Source organism: Sphingobacteriales bacterium, from assembly GCA_016699615.1.
In the GTDB taxonomy this organism is placed as follows: Bacteria; Bacteroidota; Bacteroidia; order Chitinophagales; family JADIYW01; genus JADJSS01.
Map to the genome: position 1 here is coordinate 2583739 of CP064984.1, position 22476 is coordinate 2606214.

Consider the following 22476-nt stretch of genomic DNA (forward strand, 5'->3'; position numbering starts at 1 on the left):
TGTATAAGGTTGTATAACTTAGAATATGAGTGAATATTTAACATTGTCAGAAACAGCAGAACTGCTTGGTAAAAACAAGGAAACATTAAGGCGTTGGGATAGAGAAGGTAAATTATCTGCATTTCGCGAACCTATCAGCAATTATCGAGTGTATAAAAAAGTAGATGTAGAAGCAGTGTTTGCTGACTTTTTTTAAGAAAGATTTTGTAGAAACAATTTCAAACTATGTGAAACCAAATTATGAATATAAAGTCTTGGAGTTATTTGCAGGTGCAGGTGGTTTAGCTATTGGTATAGAAATGGCAGGTTTGAATTGTGTTGCACTAAATGAGATTGATAAATTTGCTTGTCAGACTTTGAGGAAAAACCGACCTGTTTGGAATGTTTTAGAAGGTGATATTAAGAATTTTGATTTTTCGGAATATAATGGAGAAGTTGATGTTATTACTGGTGGATTTCCATGTCAGGCATTTAGTTACGCAGGAAAAAAATTAGGTTTTGCTGATGCGCGTGGAACACTTTTTTATGAGTTTGCAAGAGTTGTAAAAGAGGTAAATCCTCCAATTTGTATTGGTGAAAATGTTCGTGGATTATTGAGTCACGAAAATGGAAAAACATTGCAAGGAATGATTTCTATATTAGATGAAATAGGTTATAATGTAGTTCCTGTTCAAGTTTTGAAAGCTATAAATTATAAAGTACCACAGAAACGTGAGCGTCTAATTTTGGTCGGAATAAGAAAAGATATTGATATAAAATATAATTATCCAGAACCATATAAGAAAATATATTTTTTAAAAGATGCTTTGAAAAAAGGAGAGTTGTTTGATACAAATGTTCCAAAATCAAATGGTGCAAAATATCCACAAAGTAAAAAAGATGTTTTGGATTTAGTACCACCTAAAGGTTATTGGCGTGATTTGCCTTTGGATATTCAGAAAGAATTTATGGGTGGAAGTTTCTATTTAGGTGGCGGAAAAACAGGAATTGCACGAAGAATTGGTTGGGACGAGCCTTGTTTGACCTTAACTTGCAGTCCTGCACAAAAACAAACAGAACGTTGCCATCCTGAAGAAACACGACCATTTACGGTAAGAGAATATGCAAGAATACAGACTTTCCCAGATGATTGGCAATTTGTTGGCTCTTTAGCTCAACAATATAAACAAATAGGAAATGCTGTTCCAGTTAATTTAGGTCGAGAAATAGGCTATTCAATTGTTAAGTTTTTAAATGATTATTATAGCTTGTCAAATCCTAAATAATAGCTGTAATTCTCAAACGTAATTTGATCAATGATTGAACGTTTGGATTTTTCGATTTCAGTAGTTATTTCCTCCAAAGCTGAATTTTCTTTTACTTTGTTTTCATCTTTTGCTAATTTTAAATAGTCATTAATTGCTGTTGGTAATGCTTTATATAGTTGAAAAAGTGCATCATCTTGTTTGGTAAGTAATGCGTAAAATTGGTCACCAGAAATTTTATAAACACGACTATGGCTATATTCTTTACCATTTATTTCACCTTTCCAATGTTCGTTAAAACTTCCTTTTGCTAGTATTTGAACCCAATAACATTTGGCTTTCTTATTATCGTCTGCATAACGAGCTAATTTTTGAAATAATGCTTCAGCAGAACTACTATTCATAGTGTTATGCTTGTTTTTAATATCAGCAAAAAGTGTATTGTCAGTTGCTTTAATATCAAAACCACTCATATTGCCAACTTCATAGCCATTTATTCCACCTAAAATTTGTTCATGAAATGTTCCTATTGAATTGTTTATTGATTTATCTATCTGACGAAGAATTTCAGATTGGATTAAGTTATTTTCACTAATGCTGTTAAACTTTGCATCAAAAGTCAATTTGATAATATCTATTTTATTACTATAAAAACTCTTTTTTGATATATTATTTTTAGCTTTCAAATAAGCTTTGTGTAAATTCTCAATGGAATACAACAAATGTTCATCTGAGATAAAATTCACATATTTATTTGCCATTTTTTTATTCTTGTCCAATTTATTATAAAGTTATAAATAATTTTTATTTTCTAAAGAAAAGCTTTGGATTTTTGCTAAAGTAGTAATGCTTGACTTTGCTATATATCTAATATAGAACTTTTAGGATTGTCTATATTATATTGTATTTGTATCTTTTGTCCAATGCTATAGTTAATTGTACCATTGACTAATAACTCATTTGTTCTTGTGTATTTTATGTTGTTTATATAGTATTCGTATGTAATGATGCTGATAGTATTTGTATCTATTTTTCTTTTTGTAGGTTCTATATTAATGATAGTAGCCTCAATTGATTTTGTTTGTATAGAATCATTAAACTTCATGTTGTAAAAATGACCAATAAATGTTGTTGGCTCTCTTGTATTGTATACAATCTCAATTTGTTCATTTACTTGGAACTGACTACTTGGAGCACTTGTTCTGTCTAGATATTTTTTATCATCTACAAAATATTCAATAGAAACAAAATTGCCAATATCATTTTTAAAACCACAATACAATATGGTAGCATAAGTAGTAGCACCATTGTCTAAGATTTTATGTTCTTTGTCTTTTTTATTTGTATTTGCATAAAATATTATAAGTGAAAAAAGAAGAACAATTACAGCTATTGTTATGATAATATTTACGATATTTTTCATGTGCTATTTGTTTATTTGTTCCAAGTCAGGTGCGCAAAGTTGTTGTGTAATGAATACTTTGACTTTGTTTTTATTATTATAATTACTGTCAATGCTAAAAATGAGCAGTTTACTTTGTGTAGCTAATATACGAAAAATGAATTAAAATGCAATAAAACACAATCTGTTAAATAGTATTAAGAGTATATAGAATCAGTCTATCTTTTGTATCTTGCTGTTTTTATATTTAATATTATTAATGAAATATAGTTTTGTTATATTATGTATGATATTTCTTAGTGCTTGTAGGACAATAAATACAAAAACAGAAATCATACATAATATTGTCGATTTTAATGGATACAAAAAATACATTGAAGAACAAAAAGATGTTTTACTTTTGGTAAATTTTTGGGCAACTTGGTGTAAGCCATGTGTAGAAGAACTGCCATATTTTATAAAAGCCAATCAAACCTATCAAAACAAAGATTTTAAAATATTATTTGTATCATTAGATAGGGCAGCAGATTTTGAAACAAGAGTGTTGCCATTTGCGCAACAAAAAAAAATGCAAACAGATTTGCTTTTACTCAATGATGTGAAAAATATGAATACTTGGATAAGTGCAATTAACCCAAATTGGACTGGCGCCATTCCTGCAACAATTTTATACCAAAATGGAAAGCAAATTTATTTTCATGAAGGTCAATTATCAGAAAAAGAACTAAATCAACTAATTAATAAATTTTATAAGATGAAAAAAGTACAATAATTTTAATGACATTGTTTGTTGTGTTGAGTGTTGCAGCATGCAAACCAAAAACAGAAAAACAAACAGCAGAAACAAAAACAGCAACAGTAGTGCCAACTGAAGGCTATAAAATTGGTGATGAAGCTACAGATTTTTCGCTTAAAAATATTGATGACAAAATGGTTTCTTTAGCCAATTACCCAGATGCAAAAGGATTTATTGTAATTTTTACTTGTAATCATTGTCCATATGCTATTGCCTATGAAGATAGAATTATTGCATTAGATAAAAAATATAAAGCATTGGGCCATCCAGTTATTGCCACCAATCCCAACGATCCTGAAGCACATGAAGAAGCTAGTTTTGATAAGATGAAAATAAGAGCCAAAGAAAAAGGATTTACATTTCCATATTTGTTTGATGATGGACAAACAATATTTCCACAATATGGTGCTACCAAAACACCACATATCTTTGTGTTAAATAAAGAAAACGGAAAAAATATTGTGAAATATATAGGAGCAATAGATAATAACTATGAGAATGCTGATGATGTAACAGAGAAATATGTAGAAGCAGCAGTAGATGCATTGATTGCAGGACAGCCAATAAAAACAGAAACTACTTTAGCAGTAGGTTGTAGTGTTAAGACAAAATAGATATTGCTTATTTTGCTTTATTGGAAAATAATAGGTGTTTTTATATTATATATAAATTACGCTTGAAAACTTTGTTAGCAGTGTACTTCTGAAATCTGATGTACATTGGGCGTAATATGCAAAAGCATTCACAATTATATTAATAAAAACAAGAAAATGGAAATAATAAACCCAAATGAAATTGGCGTAAAAATTTCAACTTTAATTAAAGAATCAAATGAAAAATTTTATGCAATAACACCATTTGTAAAAATTGCAGACTGGAAAAAGATAATAATTAGCATTGAGCAAGCAAAAAAGAAAAATGTTTCAATTAAGTTTTTCATACGAGAGATTGACCAAGAAAACTATGAGATATTGACAAGTCTTGGAGTTGAAATATTCAAAATTACAGGACTGCATACTAAATTATACTTTAATGAAACAGAAGCAATTATTAGTAGTATGAATTTGTATGAATTCTCAGATTTGCATTCTATTGACATAGCCATTTTATACAAAGACAGAGAAAGTTATAATAAAATTTATAACTATTATCTAAAATACATAAAACCTCATGATACTAAACATTATCTCTCAAAAACGACTGAAAACAATTTGATTAATATTCAAGAGTACTTGGTTGATAGGTTTTCAAACACTAGAATTAGCTTGTCTGGCGACTACTTGTTTTCAAGAAACTTAATACCAAAATTCGACGTATTTATTAGACAAAATGAAATGACATTAAAATTACCAAAGAAACAAGTGACAGAAAATGAAATCGATGAATTAACAACAAATATTGAAACAAATACTAAACACAAAGTCAAATTGAATAATCCAAATGAAAGCTATAAATATTATACTTGGGACATACAACTTGCAGATTTGACAAAATTTGAAATTATAGAACTTATCAGTAATCTTAGTGAGATTTAGTATTACACCCAAATGGCATGGCAGTTGCATAACGTGGTTTTTTATTTATTAGTGGGGTGAAAAATATAAAAGATAACCAAATTTATAAAAATATATCACTAAATCAAATTCATATTTCCCATTATTTACTGCACTAACACCAGTACCACAAATTATATGATTACTTTCGTCTTCTTTTAACCCTTTTATATATCCTTTTATTTTTCCAAATGGTACTTTGCCCTGAAATTTTATTTCTTTCCAATTTGAAAGTATTAATATTGAGTCTTTCTTTATATCACCCATATATACATCACTGAGTCTTAGATATTGTATGTCAAATCCTGTTTTGTTATAGATTTTTATTTGCAATTTCTCGCATTTAGAAATCCTAATTGATGTGAAAAAAAACAATATATAAATTATAATTTTCATTTATCTGTTTGACTTTAGTCTAAATCTATTTTAAATATATAACGCTTATTTAACCAAATTATTGATTTTGTTATCTAATATGTTTTTATGCAAATATTACATGCTTGGCTTTGAAAATATACACAAAATGCCTGTCTTTTCAGACAGGCATTTTTGTGTATTAGCTATAATCAAACAAATGATTAATCTATGTAGTTGTATGCTTCTAAAGTTAAGAACTCTTCAAGTGTATCTTGTAAGCTCATTTTTGTAAATAGTTCTGTTGCTAAATCAAATTTAGAATCTGCATATTTATCGCCTAAAGTAGCTTTGTATGCTTGTTTTTGTTCATCAATTAGTTTTTGAACTAACTCTGCAGTAACTTTTGTTCCATCATCTAATTTTGCATCATCATGGTGTACCCATTGCCATACTTGTGTTCTAGAAATTTCTGCTGTTGCAGCATCTTCCATCAAATTATGAATAGGAACGCAACCATTGCCACGCAACCATGCTTCTAAATATTGTATGCCTACATCGATGTTATTTTTTAATCCACCTAATGTGATAGTACCTACTGGTACTTGCAACAAATCTGCAGCAGACACATTTACATCTTCTCTTTTTACATGGATTTGATTTGGTGTTGGCATGTATTTATTAAATTCATCCATGGCAATTTGTACCAATCCTGGATGTGCTACCCAAGTACCATCGTGTCCAGCTTTTGCTTCTCTTTCTTTATCTGCTCTTACTTTTGCCAATGCTACTTCGTTTGCTTCTGGATTGTCTTTAATTGGAATTTGTGCTGCCATTCCACCCATTGCAAATGCACCACGTTTGTGACATGTTTGTATTACTAATTCTGAGTATGATTTTAAGAAATGCGTAGTCATTGTTACTTGCATTCTATCTGGTACTAAGAATTGTTTGTTTTTTACTGTACGTTTGATGAAAGAGAAAATATAATCCCAACGTCCACAATTTAAACCAGCAGAGTGGTCTCTTAGTTCATATAGTATTTCGTTTAGCTCAAATGTTGCAACGATAGTTTCTATTAATACTGTTGCTTTAATAGTGCCTCTTGGTACGCTTAAATCATCTTCAGCGTCATTAAATATATCATTCCATAATCTTGCTTCTAAATGTGATTCCATTTTTGGAAGATAGAAGTATGTGCCTTTTCCTTGCTCTAATCTTTGTTTTGCATTGTGGAAGAAATATAATGCAAAATCCCAGATACCACCACTTGCTTCTTGACCATCAACGATTACATGCTTTTCTAATAAATGCCATCCACGTGGACGAACAAATAATGCTGCATGTTCTGGATTTAATTTATATTCTTTTCCGTTTGCTTCGTTTACAAATGAAATTGTGCCTTTGTTCGCATCTCTCAAGTTCACTTGTCCTTGGATATTGTTTTCCCAAGTTGGTGCATTTGAGTCTTCAAAGTCTGCCATGAATACTTTAGCACCTGAGTTTAACGCATTGATAATCATTTTTCTATCAACTGGTCCTGTAATTTCTACTCTACGGTCTTGGATATCAGCAGGACAAGGCGCAACAGTCCATTCTGTTTCTCTGATTTCTTTTGTTTCTGGTAAAAAATCAGGTAATTCTCCTGCGTCTAATCTTACTTGTCTGTCTACTCTTTTTTGCAAGAGTTCAAGTCTTCTGCTGTTATATTTTCTTTGTAATTTAACAAAAAATGCTAATGCTTCAGGTGTGATAATTTCTGCCCATTCTGGTTTGTATGCACCTTTAATTTCTACACCTTCTAAAGTTGGATATTGTGCCATGATTTTATTTATTTTTTACGAAGATAATGAATTTATCATGTTTATCAAAACTTGAAGATGTTAAGTGAGTTTTAAACTTGGAAAGATTATAAAATACTATTTTATATTAAGTTTTTGTGGATTTTGACGTGCATCCCAAAATAAGTAAATGATTAATACATTACCTTCTATTTTGAATAACATTATAATTTGTTTGGAAACTAATGCACGCTGTGCATCTATGAATGGCGATACTGGAAAGCTTTTTGGAAATTTTTGTATTCTTTGAATTGTAAGTTGAATGTTAGATATAAATTTATCAATTACATTTTGATTCCAATGTATTCTTAAGTATTCAATAATTTCATCTAAAGATTGTTCTGCTTCTTCAGTAATAATTACTTTCATACTAAATATTTGCTGATAATAGTATTGAATTCTTTTGTGTTATTTTCTTTTGCTTGTTGAATGCTTTTTTGAAGCCTTTTTTTTACTGATTCAGGCATGTCATTGTACCAATTTTCATTTGGATTTAATTCATTTTTCAAAAATGCTTCATAGTTTTGTAAGACTTCCTCATCTTCAATCTTATCAATCAATAAATGCAATTTATCTTTTAAAATTTTTATGTCTGACATATTTAAAATTAAATCTATTTTTTCAAATATACAATAGAAAATACTATTTTATGATTAGTTTGAAACAGATTTCTTTTAATATTTTTGGCGCATGAGTATAGATAAATTTGTTTTGTATTGGATAATTTTTGGAATCATATTGTTTCCTGTTCAATTTTTTATTTCTGCACCTTATGGCCGTCATACTAATAAATCATTTGGATTACTAATTCCAAATAAAATAGGTTGGTTTTTTATGGAATCTTGGGCATTGCTCACTTTTATAATTGTGTATGCAAAGTATTTTAATACAAATATGTATTCCTTGTTTTTTGGTGCAGTTTATGCTTTGCATTATGTAAATAGAGGAATTATCTATCCATTGCGAACAAAAACTGATGGAAAGAAAATTCCGTTGTCTGTTTCATTATCTGCTATGTTGTTTAATTCTGTGAATGCTGCCTTAAATGCATATTTTTTAGGTGTGATTTGCAAATACGCTGATAATTATTTTTTGAAATGGAATTTTATTGTAGGATTGGTGCTTTTTGTTCTTGGTATTTATATTAATAATAAATCTGATAATATGTTGATTGCCTTGCGTAAGCCTGGAGAAACTGGTTATAAAATTCCTAATGGTTTTTTGTTTAAGTATATTTCTTGTCCAAATTTATTTGGAGAAATGGTGGAGTGGTTAGGTTATGCATTAATGACGTTCAATTTAGCTTCTTTATCATTTTTTATTTGGACTGTTGCCAATTTATTGCCACGTGCATATCATCATCATAAATGGTATTTAGAGCATTTTAAAGATTATCCTAAAGAAAGAAAAGCGGTGTTTCCTTTTGTTTTTTAGTTTGCAATGGAATAAAAAATAACAGCCATTTCAAGAATGAAATGGTCGCAACATTAAAACAAACAAACAATATCTATGCCTTTTGCATAAACAGGATAATTACTTCTTATTTTTTATTTGATAAGATTGACTTTTTGAACTTTTTTGCATGAATTTTATTTCATCAACACTCATGCTTTCTGCTTCTTTTACACGAGAATCATAGTTTAAGTTCACATCATTTAATTTTTGTAACTCTTCTGATTTTTCAACTAATCCTTTTTTTGTAGAAAGATAGGTCTTGTTGGTTTCCATTATTTTCTTAGCTTCTTCGTAGTTGCCTTTATCTACTTCTCTCATTGCATTTTCAAGATTTTCATTTGCCTCAAATAGTGTAATTTGTTGATGGATTTTTTCTTGGTTGCTAGCTATGTATAATTTGTTGTTTTCTGTAAATTGTTGTGCTATAGTGATGTTTAAGTTTTCATTTTTAAATGATGTTGCATCATCATAAGCTACTTTTGCTGTAAACGAAATAGGATTGGTTGCGTTGTTTGTAATTTTGTATTTAATCAATATTCCTTTTACTTCTTCTGAAAAAACATCTCTGAAATTCACTTTCAATGTGTTGCCCGTTTTTTCGTATTTGTAACCATATACTTTTTGTATTTCTACATTTGCTGGAATTTGAATTTCTAAAGAAACATTTTGTGCAACTACAGTCATTAAACCTTTCAGTTCTTTTTCAAAAATACTTGGAATTTTATCTGGAGAATCTATGAAATAATAATTTCCTGTACCTTGCTCAGCCATCGATGTCATTAAGTCTTCGTTGTAATCATTGCCAACGCCAAATGTTGAAAGTGAAATGCCATCTTCTTTATTTTTTGTAGATACAATTTTCTGAATTTGGATAGGATCTGTAATGCCTTCGTTAGCTAAACCATCAGATAATAAAAGTACTCTGTTGATGTATCCTTGTTTGAAATTTGATTTTACTTCGGCATATCCTTTTAACATTCCACCAGTAAGGTTGGTAGAGCCTCTGTCTGTAATTGTATTTATTTTATTTTTTATTAATTGTTTATTTTCAACTTTTGTAGCAGCTTGTAATACTTCTACTTCGTCATCATAAATTATTATAGATACAATATCATCTTTTGTTAAGTTATCAATCACAAATTTTGCTGCATCTTTTACATATCTAATTTTATCGCCACTCATAGAGCCACTTCTATCTATTACTAAAGAAATATTTAGTGGTAATCTTTTATTGTTTTCGTTTACAAATTTATCTGCTTTCACTTCAGTATAGAAAAAACCTTCTTTTTGGTCATTCATATAGTAGTCGTTTTGGAATCCTGCGCCTAAGTTTATTTTGCCTTTTTTTGTTTCAGCAAAGTTTTTTCCGTTGTACACTAAACTATCAGATACAGTAGTATTTACCGTAACTTTATTTTGTTCATCATTGTTGTCTGGTGTTTGCCTTGTTGTGCTAGATTTTTTTGCGCTTAATGTAAAAAACATTAATGCTGTTGCGATAATACTTAAGAATAAAAAATTTGATTTCTTCATTGTGATATTTTATGTTCCAATATTGCACATAAAATATTTGTGTAACAAATTAATTAACATCTCTTGAGTTAATATGTGTTATATTTTAATTTTATTAACTGTTTTTTTGAATAACACGTTGAACAAAAGAATAAAATGCTTTTTACGCATCTAATTCTCCTGCAATTACATTCATACTACTCATGGTAAGTATGGCATCACTTAGCATACCACCTTTTATCATTTCTGTATATGCTTGGTAGTATATAAAGCATGGCCTCCTGATGTGAAAACGATAAGGTGTTCTTCCACCATCAGAAATAATATAGTAACCAAGTTCTCCGTTTCCACCTTCTACGCTATGGTAAACTTCGCCTTTAGGTATATTCATTTCGCCCATTACAATTTTGAAATGATAGATTAAAGCTTCCATTTTACTATATACATCAGTTTTTGGTGGTAAGAAAAACTCTGGTAAATCTGCATGCACAGCACCATCTGGTAGGTTTTTTATGGCTTGTTCTATGATAGAATAGCTTTGCCACATTTCTTCCATACGCACCATGTATCTGTCATATGTATCGCCTGATGTGCCTACTGGAATATCAAATTTAAAATCTTCATATGAAGAATATGGATTGGCTACACGTACATCATAATCAACACCAGCTGCTCTTAGATTTGGTCCTGTAAAGCCATAATCTAAAGCCATTTCTGCTGAAATTGAACCTACACCAATTGTTCTATCCATGAAAATTCTATTTCTATCTACTAGTTTTTGAAATTCTTTTAGATGTTTTGGAAATTCTTTAATAAAAGTGTGAATTCGATTCCAAGTTTCATCAGAAAAGTCTTGTGCTAATCCACCAATTCTTCCAAGATTTGTTGTAAGTCTTGCACCACAGATTGATTCAAAAATTTCGTATATTTTTTCTCTTGATTGAAATAAATGTAAAAAGCCAGTCATGGCACCAGTATCTACAGCAATTACAGTGTCACACACAATATGGTCTGCAATACGTGATAGCTCCATAATAATTACACGTAAGTATTGTGCTTTTTTTGGTATTTCTGCTTTGATTAATTTTTCTACAGTCATAAACCAGCCTAAATTATTGATAGGTGATGAGCAATAGTTTAGTCTGTCTGTTATTGTATTGATTTGATTGTATGGTCTACGTTCTCCAAGTTTTTCGAAAGCTCTGTGTATGTATCCTATTGTTGGTACAGCATCAATGATTCTTTCGCCATCTAGTGTAAGAATATTTTGAAAAATTCCGTGTGTTGCTGGATGTGTTGGTCCTAAATTTAATTTAGTATAATTGTGTTTTTCTTCTTTTATGGTATTGTCGATATCGTAATTCATATTCTTAAATAATTATTTTATCTTCCAAACATTTTATCATCCTTGTCATCGCGTTGTAAGTCTTCGAGTGGATATTCTTTACGCAAAGGAAAATAGTTCATTTCGTCCATATTTAATATTCTACATAAATTTGGATGTCCAACAAAATTAAATCCAAAGAAATCGTATTCTTGTCTTTCCATCCAATTTGCAGTTTTCCATAAGTCCGTAACTGTTTGTATGTTTAAATCAGATTTTGGCATAAATGCTTTAATTCTAATTCTCCAATTTTTAGGCATATTATGTAATTGGTACATAATGCCAAATTCTTGCTCGTAAGAATTGTCTGGAAAATGTGTACCACACATGGTAGTTAAAAAATGAAAGTTTAATTCCGTATCTGTTCTTAATAATTGTAATACGTTTTTTAGATATTCTTTTTTTATTATAATATTAGAAAAGTCGTATGCTTGCTCAGTAGCAATAATGGCATCAGGAAGTGAGTTGTTTATTTTTTGTTGTATTAGTTCTATCATAATCGAATATTATTCTATTCCATATTTTGCTAACATGTCTTTGTATTCTTGTGTATCTCTTCTTCTTATAGATTCAGATTCTGCAATTTTTTGTATTTGTAAGATGCCATCTAGTACTTGTTCTGGACGTGGTGGGCAACCTGAAATGTACACATCGACTGGAATAATTCTATCAATGCCTTGTAATACACTGTATGTATCGAAAATGCCTCCACTGCTTGCACACGCCCATGCATAATACCCATTTTGGTTCTGCCATCTGCTCATATACTTGTCTAAGTACTGGTGCTAATTTCTTAGAAATTGTTCCCATTACCATCAATAAATCTGCTTGACGTGGTGAGAAAGAAAGTCTTTCTGAACCAAATCTTGATAAATCGTAGGTTGAAGCCATTGTTGCCATAAATTCTATACCACAACAAGAAGTTGCAAATGGTAATGGCCAAAGTGAATTTTTTCTTGCCATACCTACAACTTTATCTAATTGTGTGGCAAAGAAACCTTCACCTTCTAACCCAACTGGTTTGTGTGTGATGTCTATGTCTACTGAAGTTGAACTCATTTTAAATTGTTTAATTTATTCTATATGATGAAGAAATTAAATTTATTCCCATTTTAAAGCACCTTTTTTGTAAATGTATAAGAAGCCAACTAGGAAAAAACCAATAAATATAAACATCTCAATCAAGCCATATAAGCCTAATTTTTTGAAATTTACTGCCCATGGGTACATAAAGATAACCTCAACATCAAATAATACAAATAAAATAGCAACTAAGAAATATTTAATAGAAAATGGTAGCCTTGCATTCCCTTGAACTTCAATTCCACATTCAAAAGTATCTAATTTTATTTTTGATTTCTTTTTAGGACCAAGTAGGTGCGTTGCAATCATTGTGGTTGCAATAAACCCTAAAGCTACGATAAGCATAAATATTATTGGCAAATATTCTTGCATACTTTTTTGTACAAATATAGCAATTTCTATAAGAAATTGAGTTATATTCTTGTTATATTATTTCTGATTTTTAATTATGGAGCAAGTCGTTGCTTAGTCCATAAATTTTCTTCATAGATATATTCAATTCTATCATGTAGTCTGTTTTCTCTACCTTGCCAAAATTCAAAAAGATATGGTATGAGTATATAGCCACCCCAATTTGTAGGAAATGGAAATTTTATTTGACTATATTTTGCTTGGTATTGTTCATACAAATCATCTAAATATTTCCGATTTGGTATCTTTTTACTTTGTGGTGATACAGATGCTGCTAGTTGGCTACCTTGAGGTCTGGAATAAAAATATTTTTTACTTTTTTCTACATCATACTTTTCTATCACACCTTCAATACGCACTTGTCTTTCATGCTCTCGCCACCAAAATACAACAGCAGCATGGTTGTTCTCAGAAAGTTGTATGCCCTTTTTGCTTTCATAATTTGTATAAAATACAAAACCTTTATCTGTGATTTCTTTTAAAAGTACTGTTCTTACTGATGGCATGCCATTTTTTCCTACAGTAGCTATTTGCATTCCATTTGGTTCAAAAAGTTTATCAGTTAATGCTTGATTGAGCCAAGTTTGAAATTGATTGAATGGATTGCTATCACAATCATTTATGTCTAGTGTTCCAAGTTTATAGTTTTCCCTTAAATTACTAAGATTTCTGTTTGGCATGGTGTTTTATTTTTTGTAATCTAATTAATCATTGTTACAATGATTAATTAGAATGTTATCCTTCGTCATAATTTATTACAACATCATCTGATGTTGGATGTGATTGGCATGTAAGTACAAATCCTTCATCTATTTCTTCTTGTGTTAGTGGTTCATCATCATCCATAATGACTGTGCCTTGTACTAATAGTGCTTTGCAGCTGCAACATGCTGCTACTCTACATGCATGTGGTGGATCTAGATTTGCATCTATTGCAGCATCTAGTATTGTTTGGTCGTCATGTACTGTGATGGTGTGATTCTTTCCGTCTAAGATAATTTTTACATTTTTTGCCATGTGCTATAAATTACTACTGCAATATACTATTTGTTTGTTATTTGAAGAAAATTTGCAGTATTATTTATCTGATGTTAAAATCTTTGATAGGATATTGTTTTGCTGGCATATCCGCCCCAAATTCCCATTCCACCTACAATATTGCTCTTGATTACCACAAAAGAGCCAAATGGATTCCCTTGGCTATTTCTATTGCTTTCCAATGTACGCCAAAAATCATAATGAGCTTTGTCAATAATAGATAGTTTTATAAATAAAGTAGAATCATTTTGATTCCAATAGCCATCTGTTTCATCGAAATTTTGTCCATTTTGAAATCCAAAATTATACCCTTTTGGAATAAATATTTTAAATTGTTTGCCATTGAAGAAAGCATCATCAAATACTGAACTTTGTGCTACTAACCATGGTTCATTATCAACTTTTGTAAAATATCTATAATAATCTGTAGTGCTACTGTCATACAAAATGCCAGTTACTTGAAATAGATCAGGAAATTTAGATGGGTTTGGATGAGTTTCTAACCAAAGTGTATCAAAATTTTTGGTATAATTTGGAATAGTTGTAACACTTGTTAATGTTTTGTCTTCAACTTTTATATTTAAATTATATTTTTTCCCTAATTCTCCAATAAATATGTTTTCTTCATCGAATGGAACTGTGTAAATGCTAATATTTTGTGGTAGATTTCCTTCAAATTTACTTATATCGATACCGAATCTGTGTGCTAGCTGTGTTTGGAAAGTATCTGGAATTTCATCGAAATTTGTACTGTTGTATTCTTTTAGCTTTACAGAATCTGTTCCTGTACTTACCCAAATTTCGGCACCACTAATTATAAAGTTTGATAAGTCGCCAACATTTAAATCTTTGTAAATAGAAAAAGTTCTTGTAAGTAATAAGTATGGTGGGAAATCATTTTCAATTTTACCATCTACAACAATGTCTTCTTTATCTACATCAATATTTAAGTCTATTTCTTTTTCGCAAGATAAAGAGATAATAAAAATAACTAATAAATATATTATTTTTCTCATATTTTAAAATTTAAAATTCCAAGTGAATGATGGTATAATTGGGAATAATGATACACTAACTGTTTTTGCACTTGTACTTGCATTTTCAAGTTTATAATATATAAAGTATGTGTTTTTTCTACTATATACGTTGTAAATTGAGAAGTTGTAACTAGATTGCCATCTTCTGTTTGGTTTTCTTTTTTTAATAGGTGTGTAGTTTAATGATAAATCTAATCTGTGATATGCTGGAATTCTATAAGAATTTCTCTTACCATAAATAAAAGCAAACGCACCTTCTATATTCATCATTCTCTCAATTGGCGTAAATGCATTGCCTGTTGCGTATACAAATGTTGTGCCTAGTTGCCATTCTTTATTTAGGTTGTAGGCAAGATTGATTGATAAATCATGTGGTCTATCAAATTTTGCAACAAATACTTTTCCATCATTAAGTTCGCTAAATTTTCTATCACTTCTTGAAATTGTATAACCTATCCAACCATTTAGCTTGCCTTTGTTTTTTCTGATAAAAAATTCTGCACCGTATGCTTTTCCTGTTCCAAATACATAGCTTTTTTCAGGATCTTGATTTAATTCATTTACATAATATTCAGAATATTCTATTTGGTTGAATAGATGTTTGTAATATACTTCTACAGATGTTTCAAACATATTGTCTTTAAAATTTCTAAAATATCCAACACTTAGTTGCAATGCTTGTTGTGGTTTTACATTTGCAGAACTTTGTACCCAAACATCTGTTGGTAGTGTGCTATTGGAATTGGAAACTAAATGTATGTATTGATAGTTAAAACTTAGTCCAGCTTTGAGTGAGCTAAATTTATCTAGATTGTAACGCATGGCTATTCTTGGCTCTGCACCAACATATGGTTTTATTCCTTTTCCTTTTGCATACTTAATGGTGTCTGTTCCATAGTTTTCTTGATATGGTCCAGTGTGATGGAAATAACTTAATCTAAAGCCAATATCTAATTTTACTTTTTCAGTGATATTCCATTCATGTTGTACATACCAAGCCATTTCATGGCTGTATTTTTTAAATACATTGTTTGTTTCAAAAGTAGTTGTGTCAGATTGTGCGGATGCAATGGTTGGTGTCATTTTGTGATGAGTGTATATGTACCCAAATTTTAGTAGATGTTTATTATTGATGAAGTAATCAAAGTCTACTTTTGCGTTAAAATCTCTAACGCCAGAATTTACATCAAACCCAAAGTCTAGTTGTTTTCCTGTGAATTGAAATTTATAATCATTAAAAATGAAAGATGCATTCATGAATAATTTTGAGTTAATAACATGATTGTATCTTGCTGTTGCTGTAATATTACCCCATGGAATTTTTACATAAGTTTGATTTGCAGATGAATTATATACAAAAACATCTCTACCAAAATATCCACTGATGTATAATTTGCTTTTGTCTGAGAAAATATAATTTGCTTTTACATTAAGGTCATAAAAGAAATAATTTGTTCCAGCAAAATCTGTTTTTTAAGTGCTGGCTGTGCAATATCAAATGCATATGTTCTTCTTCCTGAAATTAGAAATGAACTTTTGTTTTTTTGAATAGGTGCTTGTAATGTAAGTCTTGAACTTATGATGCCTATTCCACCTTCCATTTGGAATTTTTTATTGTTTCCTTCTTTCATTTGCACATCAATTACAGAAGATAAACGACCACCATAATTTGCTGGCATAGTACCTTTTACTAAAGTTACATTTTTAATTGCATCAGTATTGAAGACAGAAAAGAAACCAAATAGATGTCCTGGGTTGTAGACAATTGCATCATCTAGTAATACTAAATTTTGGTCTGGACCACCACCGCGCACATAAATTCCAGAATTTCCTTCTCCTGCTGCTTGTACACCTGGCATCAGCTGTAATGCTTTGATTACATCTACTTCGCCCATAAATGCTGGAATAGATTTTATTCTCTCTGCGGATAATTCTACAGTTCCCAATTTGGTACTTTTTACATTTTCATCTTTTCTTTCAGATGTAATGATGACTTCTTGTAGAATATTAGATTCTTCTGCAACCTCAAAATTAAGCACTGTGTTTTTTGTTAGATTTATCTTTTTGATTTGTGTATTATAACCTATGTATGATGTAGCAATTTCAATATCACCACTGTCTACTTCTAATGAATAATAGCCATATAAATTTGTAACTGTACTTTCGGTAACATTATTTGCTAAGTATACTGTAGCACCAATAAGTGCTTCGCCGTTTTTTGCATCTTTAATATATCCACTAATTGTAAATTTCTGTTGTGCAGATATATTGGAAATGCATAAAGTTAATAGTAAAATAGAAAAAATATTTTTCATACGTAATTGACAAAAATACAATATTGAATGATAATAGATAAGTTTTTGTGTATTACTGCTTTATTACTTTTTTTGTTATAGTATTTTGCTCTGTAATTATTTGCAATAAATAGACATTGCTTTCTAAGTTATCTAAAACAATTGTTTTGAATTTTTGTTCATCTACAGCTAACCTATCTATAAGTCTTCCAGTTGTTGTATATATGTTTATTTCCTTAATATTATTGTTAGATGATATGTTTATTTTATCAGAAAATATAGTAGGGAAGACTTTTATTTCATTATCTATATTATAATCTATTTTAGTCATTTCTGCTAATGATTTATATGCTTTTTCAAAATCTGGAATACCATAACCTAGTCTTTTGTTATCTGTATTTGGATAAAGATGTGCACTTTGTTCAATTGCTGTTTTTATTTCCCAATTTGTTTTTTCTGGAAACGCTTGCCACAAGCATGCTGTAAGTCCTGCAATAACTGGTGTTGAGTAAGATGTTCCATTGCCAGAACTTATAGTATTTGCACTATTCAAATATTGAGTTGCAGTGCCCATTGCAACCACATTTGGTTTTACTTTTGTAGTATTTTCAAATTGGTAGCTAGTGAAGCTAGATGTATCACCGTTTGCATCTACTGCACCAATTGTAAATGCACTGTCTGCATCAGCTGGTGTGCCTAAATATTTCCATGTTTTATTTCCTTCGTTTCCAGCTGATACACAAACTATCATTCCTTTTGATGCTGCAATGTTCACCGCTTTAGCCGCAATTGTTGTTTTACCATCAAGTTCAGCATAGGTGTGATTGTTTGTACCATCATCAAAACCTTCTGTATAACCTAATGAAATACTTGCAACATGTACACCACTATCATATGCTGCTTCTAGTGCCTGACTAAGTAATATTTCTTCTGTTTGTCCTTCTATTGCATCAACTTCTGTTCTGAAAAGATAGAACGATGCTTTTGGAGCAGAACCTGAAAAATTAGACAACAAACCACCAATAATACTAAAGCAATTGCTACCATGATTTGAACCAGAACTGTGATAGACATTGTCACTGTTTGTGTAAAAATTATATGTACCCAATAGTCTATTTTCGTTGTATATGTGTTGTAAACCTTCAATGATATTTGTATTTGGGAATCCATTGTCAATGACTGCAATTTTCATTCCTTGAGCTTTGTAATTTAGATTCTGAATATAGTTACCTTTTACTTGTAATATTTGTTGATTATAAATTGTATCAATATTAGTTTCTTGGTTTTCTTCTGTTTTGCTTAATTCTTCTGTCTCAAATTTTGAATAGTTTGTATTTGTTCTTTGCGGATTATTAATACATCCAAAATCTACTTTTTCAACAAAATCTAATTGTTTGATGCTATTTATTTTTTCTACATCATTGTAAATAAAAATTGCAGCATTTAACCATCTTGATGAATTTTTATATTCTAATCCAATAGATTCAATTTTTTGAATGTTGTTTTTATTGACTGGCGCATCTAAACTTATATTTTTATTTTCTTTATCTTTAAAAAAGACTAATGCTAAGTTTGAGCATTCTGAAAAAGTATGAAAGTAACAAAAAATAGTACAAATGATAAATAGACTATTCTTTACCATATTGCATTGCTTCTAATTTTAAGTAAAATCCTAATCTGCCTTTATCAATCCAAGGTAATGACTGGTCAGTATTTGGGTCTTTAGCAATTACATTCCATCTTTCTAAATATACTAAGCCAATATTTTTAGCATATCTTTCTGTAAGTTTATACAAATTTATAGCACTTGAGTCTATCAGATTTGTGGTGGTAAGTGTTGAATCAAAACTTTTAAAACTATTACTGTAATTAACATCTTTTGATGTTACAATTGCTTTACTATTAATGATATTTAATGATGTATCTAAAGTAAAAATATAAGGTATTTTTTGTGTAATATATTTGTTTGGGTTCCATTGTGTACCTAATTGGTTTGGAAAGATAAGTTTGATATATCTCAGATTATCTTCAACTCTTTCAATTGTGGTTTTTGTTGGTACGATGTAGTGAATTTTTTCAACGCCCCAATTTTGAGTTGTATCATATCGCATTTGAACACTTATTTCATATCTAAGTCTATTCAAATTATCTCTTGATGTGTCTTTGATTGTTTCTTTAAGATAGAATGAACTACTTCTTTTTACTTGAGCGAAAAAATAATTATAGATAATTGAATCACCTTTGTAAATGATATAATTGCCAATTTCTAATGGAAGTAAATTGTATTCATAATTAAATGTTACTGTTTCAGTTTCTTTTTTGCATGAGAATAATAATGCACAAAAAATAACTATAGTACAAGAAAATAATTTCATATCTAAATTTACAATAAAGATGTGAATTTTATTAATTTCGTTGTATTAAAATTTAATAATATTTCTATATGCCTACTTTAAAAGATGAATTTAAACCTATACAAATTGTACATATGGCACTTTGTGCAGGTTTGTTTTTTATTATAATTCTATTGAAATATATATCAGACAAACAAAAAATAACATCTGATGATGATAGTTTTATACATTACATTGGCGTAGGTATTGGCGTAATTTCAATCGTAGGTTCAAGAATACTTTTTATGAACAGTATTCAACAAGCAAAAGTAACATCAGATTTTCGTTCTAAAATTAATTTTTATAGAACGGCAATAATCCAACAGTCTGCAATGTTGGAAGGTGCAGGAATGATAAATATTATATTATATTTTATTTTTGGAAATGAGTTGAACTTTGCTTTCAGCTTAGCAATTTTATTCTTAATGATTTTTAGAAGACCAACCATAGAAAATATGATAAAATTTACCGTTGATGAATATTCAAATCAACAAAAAATCAATGAAAATACTATTGTAGATTAAAAAAATATCTAATCATTTATTAGTATAAAGGAAAGTCTTCTGTAAATTGGTTGACTTTCTTTTTTATATCTAATAATAAATCTGTATTGTCTTTATTCTGTAAGATTTCATCAATCCAATCTACAATTTGCTCACAATCTTGTTCTTTAAATTGTCTTGTTGTAATAGCTGCTGTTCCTACTCTTATTCCAGATGTAACAAATGGTGATTTGTCATCAAAAGGCACCATATTTTTATTTACAGTAATATCTGCAACACCCAATGCAAATTCTGCTTCTTTTCCAGTAATGTTTTTATTTCTTAAATCAATCAACATTAAATGATTTGAAGTACCACCAGATATTATTTGGTAGCCTTTGCTTAAAAATGCATTTGCCATTGCTTGTGCATTGTTGATGACTTGTGTTGTGTAATCTGAGAAATCACTTGTTAGTGCTTCGCCAAAAGCTACCGCTTTTGCAGCAATTACATGCTCCAATGGTCCACCTTGCATACCTGGAAAAACACCAGAGTTTAATACTTGTGACATCATTTTTAATTCACCTTTTGGTGTTTTTTCTCCAAATGGATTTTCAAAATCTTTGCCCAACATAATTATTCCACCTCTTGGTCCACGCAATGTTTTATGTGTTGTAGATGTAACAATATGGCAATGTGGTATTGGGTCATTTAGTTTTTTTGTAGCAATTAATCCAGCTGGATGTGCAATATCTGCCATAAGTAATGCACCTACTTTGTCTGCAATTGCTCTAAATCTTGCATAATCCCAATCTCTTGCATATGCAGACGCACCACAAACAATTAGTTTTGGTTTGTTGGCAACTGCCAATGCTTCAACTTTATCCATATTTATTAATCCAGAATCTTGCTCAACGCCATAAAAAACTGGATTAAAGAATTTGCCAGAGAAATTTACAGGTGAACCGTGAGATAAATGCCCACCATGAGATAAATCGAAGCCTAAAATAGTATCTCCAGGTTTTAAACATGCTAAAAATACTGCAGCATTTGCTTGTGCACCAGAGTGTGGTTGTACATTGGCGTATTCTGCACCAAATAATTGACAAAGTCTGTCTATGGCAATTTGCTCTATTTGATCTACAACTTCGCAACCACCATAGTATCTTTTTCCTGGATATCCTTCTGCATATTTATTAGTTAAGCAAGTACCCATTGCTTCCATTACTTGTTTAGATGTAAAGTTTTCAGATGCAATAAGTTCTATACCACTTGTTTGTCTGTGCAATTCATCGTTTATTAGGCTAAATATTTTTTTATCTCTTTCCATAAAAGTATTAATTCAGTGTAAAAATAAAAATTACTTTGAATGAATGAAAAAAACTTAACAGAATTAAACAAAAAGCAACACTAATAAATATTTTACACAGATTTTAAATTAAATCATTAAAAAGATTAAAAAATAATTGTATCTTCGCATTCCATTCTGAAAATGATAGAATGATATTAATCAAATAAACAGAAAAAAGTAGAGGATATGCCAAAGGTAAAAACAAATTCTAGTGCTAAAAAACGTTTTAAAGTAACAGGTTCTGGTAAAATTAAAAGAGCAAAAGCATACAAAAGACATATTTTAACTAAAAAAAGCACTAAGCGTAAAAAGAGATTAACACACGCTGGTTTAGTACATACATCAGATATGAACAATGCTAAGAAGTTATTAGTATTGTCATAATACAAACAATTTAATAGTATAAGGTAGGGCAAGCACCGATGACTATTTGTGAATAATTATTATTAAAAAAATTAAAATTTAAAAGTCATGCCACGTTCAGTCAACTCAGTAGCAGCAAAAGCAAGAAAAAAGAAAGTCTACAAATTAGCCAAAGGCTATTTTGGTAGAAGAAAAAACGTTTGGACAGTAACTAAAAATGCTGTTGAAAAAGGTTTAACTTACGCATTCGTAGGTAGAAAATTAAAGAAAAGAGATTACAGAAGTTTATGGATAGTAAGAATTAACGCAGCTGTAAGAAATTATGGTATGTCATATTCTGTATTTATCAATAAATTAAGCAAAGCTGGTGTAGAAATTAATAGAAAAGCATTAGCAGATTTAGCTTTAAACCATCCAGAAGCTTTTGAAGCTGTGGTAAATAAAGTAAAATAATTGCCAAAAATTAATAAAAATTAAGACGTT

At 29.9% G+C, this 22476-nt stretch carries 23 protein-coding genes and 3 pseudogenes; 8 read left to right on the forward strand and 18 right to left on the reverse strand.

What is annotated here, in order from left to right; genetic code table 11:
* Window positions 1–25: 25 nt before the first annotated feature.
* A pseudogene (dcm, locus tag IPK18_12200) lies at window positions 26–1265 on the forward strand (DNA (cytosine-5-)-methyltransferase).
* On the opposite strand, the gene IPK18_12205 reads toward dcm, so the two are convergent.
* Window positions 1241–2005: an Eco47II family restriction endonuclease gene (locus IPK18_12205; protein ID QQR97595.1), complete on the reverse strand. Its 765-nt coding sequence runs from the start codon at window positions 2003–2005 to the stop codon at window positions 1241–1243. The pseudogene dcm and the gene IPK18_12205 sit on opposite strands and share 25 nt — an antisense overlap.
* A gap of 98 nt (window positions 2006–2103) precedes the next feature.
* A complete protein-coding gene (locus IPK18_12210; protein QQR97596.1) occupies window positions 2104–2667 on the reverse strand; it encodes a hypothetical protein in 564 nt (187 codons plus the stop codon).
* Between the two features lie 265 nt (window positions 2668–2932).
* Here IPK18_12210 and IPK18_12215 point away from each other — a divergent pair, with 265 nt between their 5' ends.
* The 3 genes from IPK18_12215 to IPK18_12225 all read left to right on the forward strand — a co-directional run bounded on the left by IPK18_12215 (window position 2933) and on the right by IPK18_12225 (window position 4977).
* Window positions 2933–3418: a TlpA family protein disulfide reductase gene (locus IPK18_12215; protein ID QQR97597.1), complete on the forward strand. Its 486-nt coding sequence runs from the start codon at window positions 2933–2935 to the stop codon at window positions 3416–3418.
* Window positions 3419–3423: 5 nt separating this feature from the next.
* The gene (locus IPK18_12220) at window positions 3424–4056 is read left to right on the forward strand and encodes a thioredoxin family protein (GenBank protein QQR97598.1); all 633 of its coding nucleotides are present in this window, start codon (window positions 3424–3426) and stop codon (window positions 4054–4056) included.
* A gap of 156 nt (window positions 4057–4212) precedes the next feature.
* Window positions 4213–4977: a hypothetical protein gene (locus IPK18_12225; protein ID QQR97599.1), complete on the forward strand. Its 765-nt coding sequence runs from the start codon at window positions 4213–4215 to the stop codon at window positions 4975–4977.
* Between the two features lie 48 nt (window positions 4978–5025).
* On the opposite strand, the gene IPK18_12230 is transcribed toward IPK18_12225, so the two are convergent.
* From IPK18_12230 to IPK18_12245, 4 genes are all read right to left on the reverse strand, one after another.
* Window positions 5026–5328, reverse strand: coding sequence for a hypothetical protein (locus tag IPK18_12230; protein ID QQR97600.1), 303 nt, complete (start codon window positions 5326–5328; stop codon window positions 5026–5028).
* Window positions 5329–5573: 245 nt separating this feature from the next.
* Window positions 5574–7172: a malate synthase A gene (gene aceB / locus IPK18_12235; GenBank protein ID QQR97601.1), complete on the reverse strand. Its 1599-nt coding sequence runs from the start codon at window positions 7170–7172 to the stop codon at window positions 5574–5576.
* A 96-nt stretch (window positions 7173–7268) separates the two neighbouring features.
* Window positions 7269–7559: a type II toxin-antitoxin system RelE/ParE family toxin gene (locus tag IPK18_12240; GenBank protein QQR97602.1), complete on the reverse strand. Its 291-nt coding sequence runs from the start codon at window positions 7557–7559 to the stop codon at window positions 7269–7271.
* Entirely contained in the window at window positions 7556–7789 is a 234-nt protein-coding gene (locus IPK18_12245; GenBank protein QQR97603.1) for a hypothetical protein, read from the reverse strand. Before IPK18_12245 ends, IPK18_12240 begins: the two co-directional genes overlap by 4 nt.
* A 91-nt stretch (window positions 7790–7880) precedes the next feature.
* Between IPK18_12245 and IPK18_12250 the strand changes: the two genes are divergently transcribed.
* Window positions 7881–8624 (forward strand): DUF1295 domain-containing protein, encoded by a 744-nt coding sequence (locus IPK18_12250; GenBank protein ID QQR97604.1) that lies wholly within the window; start codon window positions 7881–7883, stop codon window positions 8622–8624.
* A gap of 99 nt (window positions 8625–8723) precedes the next feature.
* On the opposite strand, the gene IPK18_12255 is transcribed toward IPK18_12250, so the two are convergent.
* The 11 genes and pseudogenes from IPK18_12255 to IPK18_12305 form a co-directional block, all read right to left on the reverse strand.
* Window positions 8724–10178, reverse strand: coding sequence for a VWA domain-containing protein (locus tag IPK18_12255; GenBank protein ID QQR97605.1), 1455 nt, complete (start codon window positions 10176–10178; stop codon window positions 8724–8726).
* A gap of 142 nt (window positions 10179–10320) precedes the next feature.
* Window positions 10321–11523, reverse strand: coding sequence for an NADH-quinone oxidoreductase subunit D (locus IPK18_12260; GenBank protein QQR97606.1), 1203 nt, complete (start codon window positions 11521–11523; stop codon window positions 10321–10323).
* A gap of 17 nt (window positions 11524–11540) precedes the next feature.
* Entirely contained in the window at window positions 11541–12038 is a 498-nt protein-coding gene (locus tag IPK18_12265) for an NADH-quinone oxidoreductase subunit C (protein ID QQR97607.1), read from the reverse strand.
* A 9-nt stretch (window positions 12039–12047) separates the two neighbouring features.
* A pseudogene (locus IPK18_12270) lies at window positions 12048–12600 on the reverse strand (NADH-quinone oxidoreductase subunit B).
* 42 nt (window positions 12601–12642) lie between these two features.
* Window positions 12643–12996, reverse strand: a complete 354-nt coding sequence (locus IPK18_12275; protein ID QQR97608.1) for an NADH-quinone oxidoreductase subunit A — start codon at window positions 12994–12996, stop codon at window positions 12643–12645.
* A gap of 74 nt (window positions 12997–13070) precedes the next feature.
* Window positions 13071–13715 (reverse strand): pyridoxamine 5'-phosphate oxidase, encoded by a 645-nt coding sequence (gene pdxH, locus IPK18_12280; protein QQR97609.1) that lies wholly within the window; start codon window positions 13713–13715, stop codon window positions 13071–13073.
* A 55-nt stretch (window positions 13716–13770) separates the two neighbouring features.
* Window positions 13771–14052, reverse strand: a complete 282-nt coding sequence (locus IPK18_12285) for a 2Fe-2S iron-sulfur cluster binding domain-containing protein (protein ID QQR97610.1) — start codon at window positions 14050–14052, stop codon at window positions 13771–13773.
* Window positions 14053–14126: 74 nt separating this feature from the next.
* Window positions 14127–15089 carry a DUF4249 domain-containing protein gene (locus tag IPK18_12290; GenBank protein ID QQR97611.1) on the reverse strand — a complete coding sequence of 321 codons (963 nt, stop codon included), beginning with the start codon at window positions 15087–15089 and terminating at the stop codon, window positions 14127–14129.
* Between the two features lie 3 nt (window positions 15090–15092).
* A pseudogene (locus IPK18_12295) lies at window positions 15093–17425 on the reverse strand (TonB-dependent receptor).
* Between the two features lie 52 nt (window positions 17426–17477).
* A complete protein-coding gene (locus IPK18_12300) occupies window positions 17478–19046 on the reverse strand; it encodes a S8 family peptidase (GenBank protein QQR97612.1) in 1569 nt (522 codons plus the stop codon).
* Window positions 19033–19779 carry a hypothetical protein gene (locus tag IPK18_12305; protein ID QQR97613.1) on the reverse strand — a complete coding sequence of 249 codons (747 nt, stop codon included), beginning with the start codon at window positions 19777–19779 and terminating at the stop codon, window positions 19033–19035. Before IPK18_12305 ends, IPK18_12300 begins: the two co-directional genes overlap by 14 nt.
* Before the next feature lie 68 nt (window positions 19780–19847).
* Here IPK18_12305 and IPK18_12310 point away from each other — a divergent pair, with 68 nt between their 5' ends.
* Complete coding sequence (locus IPK18_12310) at window positions 19848–20321, forward strand: hypothetical protein (protein ID QQR97614.1); 474 nt, start codon at window positions 19848–19850, stop codon at window positions 20319–20321.
* Between the two features lie 19 nt (window positions 20322–20340).
* Here the strand turns inward: IPK18_12310 and IPK18_12315 are convergent, their stop codons facing one another.
* Window positions 20341–21609, reverse strand: coding sequence for a serine hydroxymethyltransferase (locus IPK18_12315; GenBank protein QQR97615.1), 1269 nt, complete (start codon window positions 21607–21609; stop codon window positions 20341–20343).
* A gap of 207 nt (window positions 21610–21816) precedes the next feature.
* On the opposite strand from IPK18_12315, the gene rpmI reads away from it, so the two are divergent.
* Together rpmI and rplT are read left to right on the forward strand one after the other, a co-directional pair.
* Window positions 21817–22014, forward strand: coding sequence for a 50S ribosomal protein L35 (gene rpmI, locus IPK18_12320; GenBank protein ID QQR97616.1), 198 nt, complete (start codon window positions 21817–21819; stop codon window positions 22012–22014).
* An 87-nt stretch (window positions 22015–22101) separates the two neighbouring features.
* Complete coding sequence (gene rplT / locus IPK18_12325) at window positions 22102–22446, forward strand: 50S ribosomal protein L20 (protein ID QQR97617.1); 345 nt, start codon at window positions 22102–22104, stop codon at window positions 22444–22446.
* Window positions 22447–22476: the final 30 nt, after the last annotated feature.

Bases quoted from the DNA above. Each gene is read 5' to 3' on its own strand.
- IPK18_12260 (QQR97606.1), bottom strand. From the start codon at position 11,523: ATGAATTACGATATCGACAATACCATAAAAGAAGAAAAACACAATTAT.
- IPK18_12210 (QQR97596.1), bottom strand. From the start codon at position 2,667: ATGAAAAATATCGTAAATATTATCATAACAATAGCTGTAATTGTTCTT.
- IPK18_12315 (QQR97615.1), bottom strand. From the start codon at position 21,609: ATGGAAAGAGATAAAAAAATATTTAGCCTAATAAACGATGAATTGCAC.
- IPK18_12285 (QQR97610.1), bottom strand. From the start codon at position 14,052: ATGGCAAAAAATGTAAAAATTATCTTAGACGGAAAGAATCACACCATC.
- IPK18_12250 (QQR97604.1), top strand. From the start codon at position 7,881: ATGAGTATAGATAAATTTGTTTTGTATTGGATAATTTTTGGAATCATA.
- IPK18_12225 (QQR97599.1), top strand. From the start codon at position 4,213: ATGGAAATAATAAACCCAAATGAAATTGGCGTAAAAATTTCAACTTTA.
- IPK18_12245 (QQR97603.1), bottom strand. From the start codon at position 7,789: ATGTCAGACATAAAAATTTTAAAAGATAAATTGCATTTATTGATTGAT.
- pdxH (QQR97609.1), bottom strand. From the start codon at position 13,715: ATGCCAAACAGAAATCTTAGTAATTTAAGGGAAAACTATAAACTTGGA.
- IPK18_12215 (QQR97597.1), top strand. From the start codon at position 2,933: ATGATATTTCTTAGTGCTTGTAGGACAATAAATACAAAAACAGAAATC.
- IPK18_12240 (QQR97602.1), bottom strand. From the start codon at position 7,559: ATGAAAGTAATTATTACTGAAGAAGCAGAACAATCTTTAGATGAAATT.
- IPK18_12265 (QQR97607.1), bottom strand. From the start codon at position 12,038: ATGATAGAACTAATACAACAAAAAATAAACAACTCACTTCCTGATGCC.
- aceB (QQR97601.1), bottom strand. From the start codon at position 7,172: ATGGCACAATATCCAACTTTAGAAGGTGTAGAAATTAAAGGTGCATAC.
- rplT (QQR97617.1), top strand. From the start codon at position 22,102: ATGCCACGTTCAGTCAACTCAGTAGCAGCAAAAGCAAGAAAAAAGAAA.
- IPK18_12205 (QQR97595.1), bottom strand. From the start codon at position 2,005: ATGGCAAATAAATATGTGAATTTTATCTCAGATGAACATTTGTTGTAT.
- IPK18_12255 (QQR97605.1), bottom strand. From the start codon at position 10,178: ATGAAGAAATCAAATTTTTTATTCTTAAGTATTATCGCAACAGCATTA.
- IPK18_12290 (QQR97611.1), bottom strand. From the start codon at position 15,089: ATGAGAAAAATAATATATTTATTAGTTATTTTTATTATCTCTTTATCT.
- rpmI (QQR97616.1), top strand. From the start codon at position 21,817: ATGCCAAAGGTAAAAACAAATTCTAGTGCTAAAAAACGTTTTAAAGTA.
- IPK18_12275 (QQR97608.1), bottom strand. From the start codon at position 12,996: ATGCAAGAATATTTGCCAATAATATTTATGCTTATCGTAGCTTTAGGG.
- IPK18_12305 (QQR97613.1), bottom strand. From the start codon at position 19,779: ATGAAATTATTTTCTTGTACTATAGTTATTTTTTGTGCATTATTATTC.
- IPK18_12310 (QQR97614.1), top strand. From the start codon at position 19,848: ATGCCTACTTTAAAAGATGAATTTAAACCTATACAAATTGTACATATG.
- IPK18_12300 (QQR97612.1), bottom strand. From the start codon at position 19,046: ATGGTAAAGAATAGTCTATTTATCATTTGTACTATTTTTTGTTACTTT.
- IPK18_12220 (QQR97598.1), top strand. From the start codon at position 3,424: ATGACATTGTTTGTTGTGTTGAGTGTTGCAGCATGCAAACCAAAAACA.